The organism is Pedobacter sp. NEAU-ZC8 (assembly GCF_059278965.1).
On record NZ_JCAJXC010000004.1, the window covers coordinates 97,250 to 111,516 of the forward strand.

Here is a 14,267-nt window from a genome sequence, read left to right on the forward strand (position 1 = left end):
GAATCGAATATCAACTAGTATCCTGGATTCTGAGCCAGGTTGTTATTTCCGGATATTGCTTCAGTAGGTACAGGGAACCTGTTCAAATGATTTGAACCGGATGCCTGATGATCCCACCAGTTTGCAGAAGTAAACACCTTCCACCGAATGAGGTCGGTTCTTCTTCTACCCTCAGCAAGGAACTCGATGCTCCATTCATCCAGAAACCGGTTTTGATCCAGGTTTGCCGCAGTTGCTGGATTGGGATCAACACCGTTCGGGAAGTTGCGTTTACGAACGGTATTGATCAAATCAGCAGCGCCTGCCCGATCCCCTGCACGCCACTTGCACTCCGCAAGCATGTAGTAGATCTCAGCAAGGCGGATTACCGGATTATCGGCGCCCCAGCGCAACGTGTTTTCCGCCAATGGTGGAATTGGTACTTTCACTGGCCTTACGCCTGTATTCTCCTCGCCCGAAGACATCTTAGATTCTAATTGAGCAATGGAGGCGTACTTTTTACCAGGACCAACTTCAGAGAATCTGGCAACCTGATCCCTGAATATAAGCGGCTGATCTTTGTATTCCTCCCCGCCATTGATCACTGCACCAGCGGGCGTGGTGTGCAAGCCGTTCAAAAACATGCCTTCATAATTGCCATTACCTAAATAGCGAAAGGGCTTTTTACGAAGGTCGGTATTTTCAAATTTTTCAAACGGTGATCCAAGTTTGAAATCAGCGGAATAAAGTGTGCTGTCCGGCTTCCTGGATGGCAGCCATGCAATATTCTTCTTACAAAGAGTCGCTGAGGCTGAGCTAGTTCAACACGCTATTGTTTAATTTTTACAACCCAATTAAAATAAACCAGGTCTGGTCTTCTTGCTTTCCAGATCAAGCAACCAGCGCTTTCTCCAAAGTCCGCCGCCAAATCCAGTTAAACTTCCATCGGTACCAATTACCCGGTGACAAGGAATCAAAATACAAAGCCGGTTCATCCCATTGGCGTTCGCCACGGCTCTAACCGCAGCAGGCTGATGGATGGCCGCAGCTTGCTGTGCATAAGATCTGGTCTGCCCATAAGGAATCTTTCGTAAACAAGCCCAAACCTCCTGCTGAAAGCTCGTACCCGGACTGAAGATTGGAACCGTAAATTCCGTTCGCAATCCTGCAAAGTATTCAGCCAACTGCTGCTTCAATACGGTGAAATGTGGATTGTTTCCGGGAAGGATATGTGCATTCAACATTTTCGCAAGGGTTTTAAACTCGGTTTCCAGCATCTTACGATCTGTAAATTCAAGCAGGCAAATACCTTGTTCCGTTGCACAGGCAAACATGGTCCCAAGAGGGGTTTCCAATCGGCAAAGATCGACGATGGTCTGTGCTTTACTTAGCTTAGGGGAAACGCCGAAGATCGCCTTAAAGGAATCCCCAAAACCGCTTAAAGAATCGAAGCCTACATCAAAGGCAGTGCTTGTTACTCCTTCTCCATTTTTAATGCGTTTAAAAGCCGAATTAATTCGATAAACCCGCTGGTAGGCATGGAAGGTAATACCGTGATGTTTTAAAAACCAGCGCCGCATCATAGCTGGATCAATACCTTGCTGACGCAGATCCCAATCTTTAAATTTCCTGGAAGGATCAGCAGTCAAAGCATCTAAAATCTTTTTGATTGCCAAAGGTGTCTCACCCAACTGCTCTAAAGGCCTGCAGATCTTACATGGTCGATAACCCTTTAGCATGGCCTCCTTTGTTGTTGGGAAGAACTCAACATTCTCCCGTTTAGGCTTCCTGGCGGTGCAGGTCGGACGGCACAATATACCGGTCGTTTTTACACCAACAATAAAGCTGCCCTCATATCGGCTATCCTTTTCTACCAATGCTTTGTAATAAACATCATCTAAAGTCTCGTTCATTGCCATTAATTTAAGATACAAATTCTTTTACGCTAATTCATGGTACAAAAGAACAGGCTCCAGAGTCATTGAACAACCGGAAACTTTACAACTATTTTCTTATTTCGTCTAATCTTTAGTTATCGCTAAATCTTAACCCTTCCAAATAGCTTGACGAAAACCTGACATGAACATTAGGACTGCATCCAAACTTTTTCTACTTTTGAAAAACATACCAACTAGTATCTTATGTCAAAGGCAGCGGCAACGCGAAACCATATTCTGGAAAATGCATTTAAGTTAATTTACCTAAAAGGTTATCAGGCAACTAGTATCGATGAAATCATCGCAAGCACGGCGGTAACTAAGGGAGCCTTCTTCTATCATTTCAAGAATAAAGAAGAGATGGGCCTGGCAATGATAAAAGAAGTTATGTATCCAGGTATGGTGCCTTACATGATTGATGTGCTGGGGCGTACAGACGATCTTATACAAGACATTTACAACATGATCAAAGCATTACTCTTGTACAATCCCTTTTTCAAAGTAGAATATGGTTGTCCGGCAGTTAATCTGATTGATGAAATGGCGCCTTTGAATGAATCGTTCCGAAAAGCATTGATGATCATCATGGTCGAATGGCAGGCGGCAATTGAAAAAAGTCTTAAAACTGCACAGGCAAATGGGCAATTAAACCCGGCATTTGAGCCCAAGCAAATTGCACTTTACATCACAGCAAACTATAGTGGCGTACGAAACATTGGTAAAGTGTTCGGAAGACCTTCCTACGTTGAGTTCCTCGAGCAGTTTAAAATTTACCTGAAAACCCTTAAATAATTTTTTCAGCAAAAACATACCAACTAGTATTTATTCTTATGTATTCCTCTCTCCTACCACTTCATTCTATATTTCGATGGCTCGTACTGCTCATGATGTTGACTAGTATTTATGTTGCCTACAATGGCTGGAAGCTTAAACTGGCCTTTACGCCTTTAGCAAACAGCATCAGACACTGGACTGCAACATTTGCTCACATCCAGTTGATGCTCGGTATGGTGTTATATTTTTACAGCCCAATATTGAAGTATTCTATGCCTGTTAGCAGCAGGGCACTGATGAGTCAACATGCATTTTTCAAGTATCTGCATATCGCTTTCATGCTCCTTGCTATCGTGGTGTTAACCGTAGGATCTGCAAAGGCAAAACGGGCTTCAACCGCTTCCGCTCAGCATAAAACCATTCTGATCTGGTATACAGTGGCGCTGATCCTGATCCTGATCGCCATTCCCTGGCCTTTTTCGCCTTTCGCAAGCAGACCTTTATTCCGCTAATTTGATCAAACACGACAGAATATGTTTTCAATTTTCAAATCCCAACTCGGGCGTTTACGAATTATAAGTTATCTGGAAGGGACCTCCTTGCTGATATTGTTATTCATTGCTGTACCCTTGAAGTACTTTGGCCAGAACCCTGCACTCGTCAAGGCAGTCGGACCTGTTCACGGTGCCTTGTTTCTGTGGTTTATTCTAAACACATTAATGGTTGCCATTGAACAGCATTGGAAATTTAGAGAGACCACCTGGAAGGTGCTTCTAGCGTGTATGATTCCTTTTGGCACCTTCTACATTGACCATCAGGTATTGCGAAAAGTTAAACTTTAGTTTCACACTAAGGATGAATTAGGCAGTAAATAGGTCAAGGGCTTGAAGACGAATCCATACTTCGAGCCTTCATGTAGAAGCGCAGGCTGCTCAAAAAACTGCTTAATTGCAAATGAAGCCTCCTCTAAAGTATTTACAGCCCTGAAGTAAATTTTCTTGCTTGCACTGAGGTAGTATAAGGCATACCGGGATGCTCAACGGTGATCGAAGGACAAGTAAGCTCCACGGAAGTCAGATGCCGCTCGCGCTACCCGTGGAAAGTTTAATAGCAGTTCCTGCTTATCATCGAGACTACGCAGAGCGATTTCGTGAAATTCCCCCTTTTCACAGGTTTTATATTGAACTTTTGAGGTTAATTTTAGCAAGACGGGAATGCAATTTACCATTGAAAATAAAAAATTGTTTCCCTTAACAAAATACCAAGCTTGGGAACCTGGACTTTATATGTGCATTTAACACAAGCTGTTTGATCATTTGTCTAGAAAATGTAGAATCAAAGGAACAACCAACGGAGTGAGGTTTGAGCCCAGATGCAATGTCGTAATCTCACCGATATACTCACCATGTATCCCTGGGATTATAACTAACTCCGCGTTTTCCATTTGCCTGAACATTTTAATTGCATGCTCTGGCTTAATAACATCTTTGTCTCCCACGATGATCAACGCAGGCGACTTTATTACGCTGATATTTTCATTCGGGATGTCTTCAAAATTAACCATGCGTTTTGCGTCCCGATTGTGCATAATCTTTAGCTTTTCAGTATCTGGCACGACTGCAAGGAACGCATTTTGCAATTGTTGGGGCATATTCTCCAAACTGGCATGTTTCATAAAGTCCCAAAAGCTGGGCGCTACCCCATCACGGGTACACAACGCAGCGGCTAAAACAAGTTTAACCACGAGCTTCGGATGACGAATTGCCATCTGAACTGCAGTTGTCCCTCCATTACTAAAGCCAAAGATCTCAGCCTTTTCAATATTCAAATTTTTCAAAAGCCCTGCGACGTCATCTGCATCTTGCTCAAAGCTCGAGTCTTGATTGCGGTCCGAAGTTCGTCCGTGTGCCTGCAGCTCCATTGCGATGACATTCCTATGCTTGACCAGCAGGGGAATGATCGTACCAAAAGTGGTTTGAATTGTTGATCCACCGCCATGTATTAAAACCAGGGGTTTACCAGTACCATATTTCTCATAATACATGTTAATGCCATTAACAGAGGAATACCCTTTTTCGTAGGGATGACTTGATGAATCTATTAAGGTTTCCATTGTTGCGATATAGTAGTAACACCTTTTTAGGTTTCTAGCCTTTGCTTTTTGGTCCTGCAAGGATCTTCCTGGCATTCTCGTTTTTCGGGTTCAGCTCCAGTGATCTTTTGTAAGCTTTAAAACCCTCATCTTTTTTACCTAATAGCAACAGACACTCCCCTAAACTGTCAAAGGCGTTATAAGCTTCTGGATACAGCGCTGTGTTCAACCTGAATATTACCAATGCATCATTAAGCTTTTTAGCGTTTAATAATTCATAAGCAAATATGTTCAGCCCATCTTCACTTAGGTTATACGCGGAGTCCTCCTCTCTTTTCTTTTCAGATTTGATGAAATCGAGCGTCTTGCTTATGGAGTTTCCTTTAGCATGAAATTCGGAGATTGATTTAAGGTTCATATTCCGTTCTTTCACAAGCTGTTCCGCCAGTGTCTCTACGCCGTATTGTTTTCGTTCTGCATCTGTGACCTTCGTCGTATCAATCTCGTATCTTCTCCATTTGGTTTCGCCATTGTTCTTCACATATTGTGTCCCGTATATCTGCGGCTTCTGCCTTCTCATCAGATCTCTATCAATCGCTGCCGCAAGGAGCCACTTGTTTATTGTCGTATCTAATTCAATTGCTTTTTTCATCTGTTTAACAGCCATTGAAGATGCAAGTGTGTCGTTACCATGTTGAAAGATCATGGCAGAATTATAGTAGTCTTTCCCAGTGACAATCTTTCCACTTTTAATCAACTCATATACTCGCTTTTCCCTTTCCATATCTTGCTTTGACAAAATGGACCAATCAATTTCCTTTACCATTCTTGAACTTTGGTCTTCATTATACATCTTTTGCAGTTCAGCATTATCCGTCTGGGCATGAAGGCCTAGTGGAAAAAGGAAAATTAAAAGGAGCTTAGGTAATTTCATCTTGAATTTTGTTAAATGATGTATAGAAAATGAGTTAAGTTGCTTCAGTTAAGATACTCTAAACATAGTCTAAAATCAGCACAATAGTTTAAAACCTACACAACGGGCCGTTCAGATTCTGGTAATTGGAAATGACAGCTTGTGGAACTAAGGTTGCTTAAGTGTTTAACTTCAGCAAACAACCTGGAGAAATTGGTAATTTTAGCGCCAAATGAAGAATGAAGAACACAACATTGTGCTCATTACATCTGGTACACTGGAGCTCAGTGATCTGAAAGGAACAATGAGGTTTCAATCCGGCGATCTGTGCTTCTGCAGCGGCAAAAGCCTCATTAAACAGCGCAGCTACCCGGACCCCTCAGGCAAATACCAGGAGATCTCCATTGCACTACCGCAAACTGTACTTAAAACCTTCGCACATGAATTCAACCATGCCGAACAGCGTTCCACTACGGAGCGCGGTTTTTTGAAGCTGACGGAGTGTCCCTTGTTGCTCAATTACATGGGGTCTTTATTGCCTTACCAGGAAATCTTTAAACAAGAAAACTCAAAGGAATTGCTTATTGTAAAAGTGAAAGAAGCCATTATAACATTGCTCATGGAAAATCCCGAAATGAAGCAGATCCTTTTTGACTTTTCAAATCCGCCGAAAGTTGAGCTGAAACCTTTCATGCTGCAACATTATCACTTCAATCTTGAACTAAAAAGATTCGCTTACCTCAGCGGAAGAAGCCTCTCTACTTTCAAACGGGATTTTGAACGTACCTTTCAAACAGCCCCAAGTCGTTGGTTGATGCAAAAGCGATTGGAACAAGCCTACTACCTCATCAAGAAAAAGCGAAGATCCGCATCAGCAGTATATCTGGAGGTCGGATTTGAAGACCTGTCACATTTCTCCTATGTTTTCAAAAAACATTTTGGTCTACCACCCTCGCAGCTCTGAAATGTGGTAAAAGATCCCGACCTCGGAGCTAATCAGCAGCCGGCAAAGAGAATGTAAAAGTGCTGCCCTTGCCGGACGCACTTTCCACCCAGATCTTGCCCGCATGGCGCTCTACAATTTCCTTAGACAGGTAAAGTCCAATGCCGAAACCGGAAATGTTCTCGCGGTGAGAGGTTGAAATCCGGTAGAAACGCTCAAAAAGTCGTTTCTGATCTTCTTCTTTGATACCCATGCCCTCATCTTTAATGCTTACCTGAATATTTGCGCCAATGGATCGGCAGCTTACCTCGATCATTCTTCCATGTGGAGAATACTTAATCGCATTGCTTATCAGATTTGAGATCACAGAAGATATCTTTTCACGATCTGCATACAATCTGGCATGTTCGCAGGTATGTAGCATAATCTCATGTGTATTTGTAAACATCCGGAAGTCTTCGATAAGTTCCTGCAAAAGCATCCTCAGATCAAAAGTTTCTTTTTTCAGCTTAATCTTTCCGGATTCCAGATTCGAAATATTCAAAAATCCATTGATCATGGAGGTCATTTTTCGGATCTGCTGATTGGATTTATCCAATGCCACTTGTGTAAATTCATCCGTGCTACCCTTCAGTTTTTTCCGTAGAATCTGCTGATAGGCAAGCATCGACGTCAAAGGGGTCTTCAGTTCATGGCTTACCATACCGATGAAGTCATTCTTACGCTCTTCATCCATCTTCTGTCCGGTAATATCCAGCACAGAGCCAATGAATCGTAAGGGCCTTTCCGCATCATCAAAGTATAATTTGCCGATGGCCCGCACCCAGCGGATGGTACCATCTTTGGGCGACACTGTCCGATATTCCACATCATACCGGTCGTCTGGCATTTGATGTCTCATTAACTGAGCAATAATTTTTAACACCCGCTCACGATCATCTTCATGCAAGTTCCTGACAAAATCTGCTTCATACTCCACTGGTCCGGAATGATCAATACCAAACAAGATTCTGGTTCTTTCATCCCAGATCAATTCATGGTTACTCATGTCCATATCAAAGGTACCGAGCTGTGCTGCCTGCTTGGAAAGCCGGAGCTGCTCAAAGGCATTTTCAAGATTTTTGTGGCCCTGAAACTGGTCAGTTACGTCGTTCGCTATAATTAGAATTACTTTCTTTGAATCATCATAGTCTGGCATCAGATGAAAGACAAAGTCTATATAAACGGTTTCTTCCCGGCCATTGCGAATCAGGTTTACGGCACGTCCTTTAGCATGATAGGCCTCACCGGTTCGGAACACTTCCTCAAAGATGGGTTTGTACACCGCTTCCAATTCCGGATTTACCTCCCAGTAAGATTTACTAATTAAATCATGGTATGGCTTGCCGGTAAGTCGTACATGATAATCGTTGATTTCCTCCACAAAGGGTGGATCGCCCTTTAATATACACATGCCAACCGGCGCTTCTTTAACCATGCGCCTTATGTTTGCTTCACTGGCAACAAGCCGTTGCATGGCGGTTTTAGCCTCAGCAGTATTTGCAATAGCCTCTGTAATGTTCATGGTGGTGTTTAAGATGTGGGTCACCTGCCCGGTTTCATCAAGCAAAGGTTCCTGAAGGCTGCTCCAATACTGCATTTCCAGCTGTCCGGTTTGCTCATTAAGAACCTCATAGCCGTAGTTAGGCCACTCCACCCCCGCTTTTGTTGCGATAGTCTTCTCAAACGTGGCGATGACCATCTCCCGCTCCCTTCCCTCAATTAAACGATCCGGAAAGGCCGAAAACAAATCCTTCCCCAGGATATCGGCACGCTGTCGCTTGCTAATTTTTAAAAACTGATCACTCACCGCCAGTATGGTGAAATGCGGCGGGTTCGCTTTAATAATCAGGGAATTCGCAGACTTCTGAAAAAATCTTTGAAATTCCGCATTCTGGTAGAATTCGTCGGTATGGTCGGTCAAAACTTTACAGGGATTAAGTTGCTCTACTTGTATCAAATATGTGGAAAAATAACAGAAACAAAAAGGGACTGCCTTAGTTTTTAGCAGTCCCCTTTTTCCAATAATTAAGCATTCACAGGATCGTATCGAGTCTGTGTTTAATAATGACTTCAACATGCGCTGAGACACAGCTCAAACACACCAAACGCACAGCTTACGTGGCTGAGGTGTGGGTCAGGTGTGCGCGAGGTGTGTCTCAGGTCTGCGCTGATCACTAGTCATTATCATCCACGCCTGGGTCACCCAGGTCATTCGGTCCATCATCTACATTCAGGTCCATATCCATTTGCTCATCATTGCCATCATAGCCGATCATGGTATCCTCAATGGCCAGTTTATCGTCGTGACCATCCTCCCCTGCACTTACCGCATTTGTGGTACCCGCAAAACCGGTATCGTTATAATCTTCAGGTGGCATTTTGCCGAACTCTTTTCCGGTAGAGTCGTGCGTTGTGCCATCATTTTCCATATCCCTTTGTTGGTTTTCCTGTTGACTTTCCATAGTTCTAAATTTTAGTTTTTACTGAAATTCTGATTATCTTAACAAACCTGTTTAACGCTGGTTGGTTTTCATGGCGCTAAATTTCAGGTACTAACCGTAACCGATGTGATAAAGTGCATCAATAACAATTGAAAAACATTCGCAGTACTTAAACGGTTCTAAATGAAACAGTAATCCGAAAAAAAAACTTATGAACTCACGTCGTTTATTTTTACAGAAACTTGGAGGCAGCGCATTGGCCATGCAACTTGCGCCTATGGCCGCATGGGCATCAAATGCTAAAAAGGAAGAACCTTATCAGGGACCGGTGTTAAGAGTGGCCATCATGGGACTTGGTGGCTATGCAAACCGTGTTGCCGATGCTATGAAAGATTGTAAAAAGGCCAAGCTGGTTGGAGTGATCAGCGGTACGCCCTCGAAGATCAAGGATTGGCAAAGCCGCTTTAATATCCCAGAGAAGAACTGTTATAATTACGAGAACTTCGACAGCATCAAAAACAACAAGGACATTGATGCCGTATATGTTATTACCCCCAACGCATTGCACCATGATAACACCATAAGAGCGGCCCGTGCGGGCAAACACGTGATCTGTGAAAAGCCCATGGCCATTAGTGTTAAAGAGGGTCAGGAAATGGTAGATGCCTGTAAAAAAGCAAACGTGAAGTTATTGGTGGGTTACCGGATGCACTTTGAACCACAAACGCTCGAAGTGATCCGGATGAGAAAGGCAGGAGAACTTGGCAAGATCACCTTTTTTCAAGGCCTTACGGGTTTCACGATCAATGATCCAAATTTATGGCGTGTAGATAAGAAACTTGCTGGAGGAGGGTCTATGATGGACATTGGTATCTACTCCATTAATGGCGCCAGATATATGGTTGGTGAAGAGCCGGTATGGGTAACAGCACAGGAGACTAAAACAAAACCTGAAATTTTCAAAGAAGGTGTGGATGAAACGATACAATTTCAACTTGGCTTCCCAAGTGGAGCGGTTGCCTCATGTCTTTCTACTTACAACATGAACAACCTGGACCGCTTTTTCCTGAATGGCACAGACGGCTATGTGGAGATGTGGCCATCAACAAACTACGGTCCTATTCAGGGCCGATCGCATAAGGGGCCGTTGAACCAACCTATTGTAACGCACCAGACCGTACAGATGGACGAGATGGCAGATATTATTCTTAAGGGTAAACAGCCGGTGGTGCCGGTTGACGGCGAAGAGGGTGTCAGAGATTTAAAGGTGATTGAAGCGATCTACGCTGCTGTTAAAAGCGGACAAAAGCAAAAGATCAGCATATAAATTTGGAAGAACCGTCTATTCCGCGAAAATCAGGTATGCCTAGAAAGCATACCTGATCTTGCAATAGGGTAAATGTAACTCCACCAGATCTGTAAAGGTATCGACCAGGTCTTTCTTGAAACCTCTTTTGTAACGGACATTCCGGCCCCCGGTCTGACTGTATTTTACTTCCTGGATCTCGGGCCGCCACAATACTTCTTCGGCTTTTGGGTGCCAGTTCATATTCACTTCATGCAGCTGCTCATTGTGGGTCAAAAAGATGATCTCAGCAATGAGCTGCGCTTTCGTTTTTTCATTTAGCTTATCGTTTAGCTCTTCGAATAATACCACCCAATCATCTATCCAGCCTTCATAATAGATGATCGGCGAAAAGTTCACGTTCACTTCATATCCCGCTTCCACAAATTCATTCATCACATCAATGCGGTCACTGATCGGTGTAGTGCGTACATCGACGAGTTTGCTCATCTGATGTGGCATCAGACTGAAACGTAGACGCGTTTTTAGTTGCGGCTCATAGGTCAACAGCTCGCGGTTTACGAACTTCGTTGCAAAGGTGAGCTTACCATTAGGGATCTTGGTGAAAGCATGGATCATATCTTTTACGTTATCGCAAATACCGGCATCGGCAGAGCAGTCACCATTTTCGCCAATTTCATACACCCAATATTGCGGATCGATAAAATCGGGTTGAAGTTTCGGACCCTGCCGGGCTGCATGGCGCTGCAGGTAGCGGATGATCTGTTCAATATTGACAAAGATGGTGATCGGGTTTGCGAAGCCTTTACGCCGGGGTACATAGCAATACGAACAAGACATGGTGCAGCCATTTGACTCTGATGGTGCAATCCAGTGTGAGCTTCTGCTGTTTGCCCTTGCACTTAGTGACTTCTTAATGCCCAGGATCAGTACATTACGTTTATTGCTGATCCAATCCTCTACCGAACCTTCGAAGCCGAACAATTCAGGGATCTTCCAATGAGAAGCTACCTCTATGTGTTTAGCATCAGGATATTTGGCCAGGATCTCCTTGCCACGTGGCATCTGGTAAACTGCGGGTTCGAGATAAATCTCTTTGATTTGAAGCAGGTGGTCTATGGTCTTTTCGTGCAGCATCGTAAACTTTTTTAAGCTAACACCCTGCTGGTGACATTGTTTATAAAAGATCCACTAATGCAGCTTGATGCTGAATACCGTTTGATTGGACGCAATCGTTTTGAGGGAGAAGTCAAAGCCGTGGTTCAGCAGGATTTCCCTGACCAGGGTGAGTCCTATTCCCTGTCCATCTTTTTTGGTGCTGTAAAATGGGCTGAACAGCAAGTCACGATCTGTGTCGGGAATCCCAGGTCCGTTATCAATGATCTTTAACTCGGGGACTGCAGGATCAAGTACGAGCTTTATTTTCCCATCCTGACCGATCGATTCGCATGCATTCTTGAGCACATTGATCAATGCCTGTTCGAATTGTTGCGCATCAGCAGGTACTAAGAAAGGTGTTTCGCCAAGTTCGAGTTCAAAATCGATGTTCCTGGCCCCGGCGGTAAATTGCATTAGTGAAACGACCGACTTCGTGATCGCGGTGATATCTACCTGTTGCTTATTAACCGGAGGCAACTTAACGAGATCTGCGAAGTTACGCATGAAGTGGTTCAGATTCTGATTCCGATCGATAGCCACCTGTAAGGCCTGTCGCAGCAGTTCCGCATCCGGATTACGCCACATATCCTTACTCGCAAGTGCGGAAGCGATAATCGAGTTCACCGGACCTACCGTATTATTGACCTCATGCGCCATCATCCGGATCACCTTACTATAGACATTTTTTTCTGCTTCGAAGATTTCTGCGGTCACCTCCTCCATCATAATGAACCGGCGCTCAAATCCGGTGTCTATAAACTTGGACTTCTGGATCTTGTAAGTCCGAAGTCCATCTATCCGGATAACCTTGGTGGCTCCGGTATCCAGCGCACGTAGTTCTGATTCCAATGCAGGTGCCGATTTCAGAATTTCCGCGGCTTTAGGATTCGTTTGTTTCAGGTTACCATCGAAGTCCATGATGATTATGGCTGTTGGTGAAGTCTGAATCAGTTTTTCAAGAAAGAAATGCTGCTCCTGCTGCATGGTTCGCTCTACCCGCAACGCATCGATCATCCGGTTATAAACCTCCACCAGTTCGTCAACTTCCGGTTGACCAGTAGGGCGAAATTTAACATTGAAGTCCTGATCTTTGATTGCTGTGATCCCTTGCTGCAGGTTTGTGAGTGGCTGAATGAGTTGCTTGTAAAGGTTAATAGCCAGGACTGCACAGCCGATGATCAGCACTTCAGAAAGGATGAACAACATCTTCTGTTCCTCAAAGATAAAATAGCTTAACACCAGGCAGATGGCGAGCAGAGCTGAAATGAACAGGATATATTTTACCTTCAGCTTCATCTAGGATTCGTTTTCATCGTAAGGGATCTGGTATTTCTCCAGGCGGCGATATAAAGCATTTCTCGTAATGCCTAGGGAGGCTGCAGCACGGGTGATCCTGTTGTTGTGGTACTTCATCGCCTGCCTTACCATTTCTGCTTCTACCTGCTCCAGCGTCATGACCCCCACTTCGGGCAGCTTGTTCCTGTTTTCTTTAGGTGCAGGATTCAGCTGCGACTGAAAGTCTTCAATGGCTAGCTCGTCCCGGCGACTGATCAGCACGGTACGTTCAACAAGGTTTTTCAACTGCCTGATGTTGCCTGGCAGTGGTAAGTTCTTCAACCATCGCATCGCCGCGGCGTTGACCTTCAGCAACGGTCGATTGTATATTTCTTTGAGGTTATCAATGAAGAAATTAACCAGCAAAGGAATATCCTCTTTTCTATCACGCAATGCCGGCAAATGAATACTAATCAGGTTAATCCGGTAAAGCAGATCCTCCCGGAATAAACCAGAAGAGACCATTTGGTTCAAGTCTTTATTGGTGGCACAGACTACACGAGTATCTACCGTTTTTGTGCGACTGCTTCCGAGCACCTCATATGTTCGATCCTGTAGCACGCGCAAGAGCTTCACCTGGCTGCTGGCTTCAAGGTCGCCGATTTCATCTAAAAATATTGTGCCTTTGTTCGCCATCTCGAAACGGCCCATCCGGTCGATACGTGCATCGGTGAAAGCACCGCGAACATGCCCGAACATCTCACTTTCGAACAGCGAGGATGAGATGCCGCCTAAGTTTACTTTGACAAAGGGCTTAGAGGTGCGGGTGCTGTTCAGGTGAATAGCTTCCGCGATCAGCTCCTTGCCCGTTCCACTTTCCCCGGTGATGAGCACCGAAGCGTTCGTGGGTGCCACCCTTCCAATGGTTTCCAGAATATCGAGCAATCCCGCGTCCTCCCCTATGATCTGGCGGAAATTGTATTTACGATCGAGATCTTTCCTGGTTTTAGATACCTGCCGCTGATCCTTGAGTTTCAAGAGCGTCTCTACCGATTGCAGCACATGTTCGTTGTTCCATGGTTTGTTGACAAAGTCGTTAGCACCTGCTTTCATACCTTGCACAGCCAGTTCTATGCTTGCCCATCCAGTGATCAAGATAATGGGTACGCCGGTATTTACCTGACGTATCTTTTCCAGGAGCGACATACCCTCCTTCCCGGAGGTATCGTTAGAAAAGTTCAGGTCAAGGATAAGCAGCTGCGGATGCGCATTGATAACCTTCTGAAAAGCACCTTCAGCATTGTCGGCAGTATCAACAACATACCCCGCTGTTTTCAACAGCAGGGACATGGAGGTTCTTACCGCGATATCATCATCTACGATCAGTATCATTTTATAAAAGTATTG

The 14,267-nt window shown here is 44.4% G+C and carries 14 protein-coding genes; 5 read left to right on the plus strand and 9 right to left on the minus strand.

Annotated elements, in window-relative coordinates; translation table 11 throughout:
• Positions 1-14 precede the first annotated feature (14 nt).
• On the minus strand, positions 15-623 hold the full coding sequence (locus AC5WJX_RS04815) for a RagB/SusD family nutrient uptake outer membrane protein (RefSeq protein WP_494483581.1): 609 nt from the start codon (positions 621-623) through the stop codon (positions 15-17).
• 210 nt (positions 624-833) lie between these two features.
• Positions 834-1,892 carry a bifunctional transcriptional activator/DNA repair enzyme AdaA gene (locus AC5WJX_RS04820; RefSeq protein WP_494483582.1) on the minus strand — a complete coding sequence of 353 codons (1,059 nt, stop codon included), beginning with the start codon at positions 1,890-1,892 and terminating at the stop codon, positions 834-836.
• 228 nt (positions 1,893-2,120) lie between these two features.
• Between AC5WJX_RS04820 and AC5WJX_RS04825 the strand changes: the two genes are divergently transcribed.
• Genes AC5WJX_RS04825 through AC5WJX_RS04835 form a run of 3 tightly spaced genes read left to right on the plus strand, consistent with a single transcriptional unit; the run spans position 2,121 to position 3,532 of the window.
• Positions 2,121-2,708: a TetR family transcriptional regulator gene (locus AC5WJX_RS04825; RefSeq protein WP_494483583.1), complete on the plus strand. Its 588-nt coding sequence runs from the start codon at positions 2,121-2,123 to the stop codon at positions 2,706-2,708.
• A gap of 38 nt (positions 2,709-2,746) precedes the next feature.
• Positions 2,747-3,202: a hypothetical protein gene (locus AC5WJX_RS04830; protein ID WP_494483584.1), complete on the plus strand. Its 456-nt coding sequence runs from the start codon at positions 2,747-2,749 to the stop codon at positions 3,200-3,202.
• Positions 3,203-3,223: 21 nt separating this feature from the next.
• Positions 3,224-3,532 carry a DUF3817 domain-containing protein gene (locus AC5WJX_RS04835; RefSeq protein ID WP_440430421.1) on the plus strand — a complete coding sequence of 103 codons (309 nt, stop codon included), beginning with the start codon at positions 3,224-3,226 and terminating at the stop codon, positions 3,530-3,532.
• Positions 3,533-4,002: 470 nt separating this feature from the next.
• On the opposite strand, the gene AC5WJX_RS04840 is transcribed toward AC5WJX_RS04835, so the two are convergent.
• Together AC5WJX_RS04840 and AC5WJX_RS04845 are read right to left on the minus strand one after the other, a co-directional pair.
• A complete protein-coding gene (locus AC5WJX_RS04840; protein WP_494483585.1) occupies positions 4,003-4,803 on the minus strand; it encodes an alpha/beta fold hydrolase in 801 nt (266 codons plus the stop codon).
• A 34-nt stretch (positions 4,804-4,837) separates the two neighbouring features.
• The gene (locus AC5WJX_RS04845) at positions 4,838-5,716 is read right to left on the minus strand and encodes a hypothetical protein (protein ID WP_494483586.1); all 879 of its coding nucleotides are present in this window, start codon (positions 5,714-5,716) and stop codon (positions 4,838-4,840) included.
• A gap of 211 nt (positions 5,717-5,927) precedes the next feature.
• On the opposite strand from AC5WJX_RS04845, the gene AC5WJX_RS04850 reads away from it, so the two are divergent.
• Positions 5,928-6,659: a helix-turn-helix domain-containing protein gene (locus tag AC5WJX_RS04850; protein WP_494483587.1), complete on the plus strand. Its 732-nt coding sequence runs from the start codon at positions 5,928-5,930 to the stop codon at positions 6,657-6,659.
• Between the two features lie 28 nt (positions 6,660-6,687).
• Here AC5WJX_RS04850 and AC5WJX_RS04855 read toward each other — a convergent pair whose 3' ends face one another.
• Complete coding sequence (locus tag AC5WJX_RS04855) at positions 6,688-8,601, minus strand: PAS domain-containing sensor histidine kinase (protein WP_494483588.1); 1,914 nt, start codon at positions 8,599-8,601, stop codon at positions 6,688-6,690.
• Positions 8,602-8,854: 253 nt separating this feature from the next.
• Positions 8,855-9,142 carry a hypothetical protein gene (locus AC5WJX_RS04860; protein WP_440430416.1) on the minus strand — a complete coding sequence of 96 codons (288 nt, stop codon included), beginning with the start codon at positions 9,140-9,142 and terminating at the stop codon, positions 8,855-8,857.
• A gap of 190 nt (positions 9,143-9,332) precedes the next feature.
• On the opposite strand from AC5WJX_RS04860, the gene AC5WJX_RS04865 reads away from it, so the two are divergent.
• The gene (locus AC5WJX_RS04865; protein WP_494483589.1) at positions 9,333-10,448 is read left to right on the plus strand and encodes a Gfo/Idh/MocA family protein; all 1,116 of its coding nucleotides are present in this window, start codon (positions 9,333-9,335) and stop codon (positions 10,446-10,448) included.
• A 39-nt stretch (positions 10,449-10,487) separates the two neighbouring features.
• On the opposite strand, the gene AC5WJX_RS04870 is transcribed toward AC5WJX_RS04865, so the two are convergent.
• The 3 genes from AC5WJX_RS04870 to AC5WJX_RS04880 are packed head-to-tail and all read right to left on the minus strand — an operon-like array spanning position 10,488 to position 14,252.
• On the minus strand, positions 10,488-11,564 hold the full coding sequence (locus AC5WJX_RS04870) for a spore photoproduct lyase family protein (protein WP_494483590.1): 1,077 nt from the start codon (positions 11,562-11,564) through the stop codon (positions 10,488-10,490).
• Positions 11,565-11,618: 54 nt separating this feature from the next.
• On the minus strand, positions 11,619-12,881 hold the full coding sequence (locus tag AC5WJX_RS04875) for a sensor histidine kinase (RefSeq protein WP_494483591.1): 1,263 nt from the start codon (positions 12,879-12,881) through the stop codon (positions 11,619-11,621).
• Entirely contained in the window at positions 12,882-14,252 is a 1,371-nt protein-coding gene (locus AC5WJX_RS04880) for a sigma-54-dependent transcriptional regulator (RefSeq protein WP_494483592.1), read from the minus strand.
• Positions 14,253-14,267 lie beyond the last annotated feature (15 nt).

Excerpts from the sequence above, each read along its gene's own strand:
- AC5WJX_RS04835 (WP_440430421.1), top strand. The coding sequence starts at position 3,224 with ATGTTTTCAATTTTCAAATCCCAACTCGGGCGTTTACGAATTATAAGT.
- AC5WJX_RS04865 (WP_494483589.1), top strand. The coding sequence starts at position 9,333 with ATGAACTCACGTCGTTTATTTTTACAGAAACTTGGAGGCAGCGCATTG.
- AC5WJX_RS04870 (WP_494483590.1), bottom strand. The coding sequence starts at position 11,564 with ATGCTGCACGAAAAGACCATAGACCACCTGCTTCAAATCAAAGAGATT.
- AC5WJX_RS04880 (WP_494483592.1), bottom strand. The coding sequence starts at position 14,252 with ATGATACTGATCGTAGATGATGATATCGCGGTAAGAACCTCCATGTCC.
- AC5WJX_RS04875 (WP_494483591.1), bottom strand. The coding sequence starts at position 12,881 with ATGAAGCTGAAGGTAAAATATATCCTGTTCATTTCAGCTCTGCTCGCC.
- AC5WJX_RS04845 (WP_494483586.1), bottom strand. The coding sequence starts at position 5,716 with ATGAAATTACCTAAGCTCCTTTTAATTTTCCTTTTTCCACTAGGCCTT.
- AC5WJX_RS04820 (WP_494483582.1), bottom strand. The coding sequence starts at position 1,892 with ATGAACGAGACTTTAGATGATGTTTATTACAAAGCATTGGTAGAAAAG.
- AC5WJX_RS04840 (WP_494483585.1), bottom strand. The coding sequence starts at position 4,803 with ATGGAAACCTTAATAGATTCATCAAGTCATCCCTACGAAAAAGGGTAT.
- AC5WJX_RS04830 (WP_494483584.1), top strand. The coding sequence starts at position 2,747 with ATGTATTCCTCTCTCCTACCACTTCATTCTATATTTCGATGGCTCGTA.
- AC5WJX_RS04860 (WP_440430416.1), bottom strand. The coding sequence starts at position 9,142 with ATGGAAAGTCAACAGGAAAACCAACAAAGGGATATGGAAAATGATGGC.
- AC5WJX_RS04815 (WP_494483581.1), bottom strand. The coding sequence starts at position 623 with ATGTTTTTGAACGGCTTGCACACCACGCCCGCTGGTGCAGTGATCAAT.
- AC5WJX_RS04850 (WP_494483587.1), top strand. The coding sequence starts at position 5,928 with ATGAAGAATGAAGAACACAACATTGTGCTCATTACATCTGGTACACTG.
- AC5WJX_RS04825 (WP_494483583.1), top strand. The coding sequence starts at position 2,121 with ATGTCAAAGGCAGCGGCAACGCGAAACCATATTCTGGAAAATGCATTT.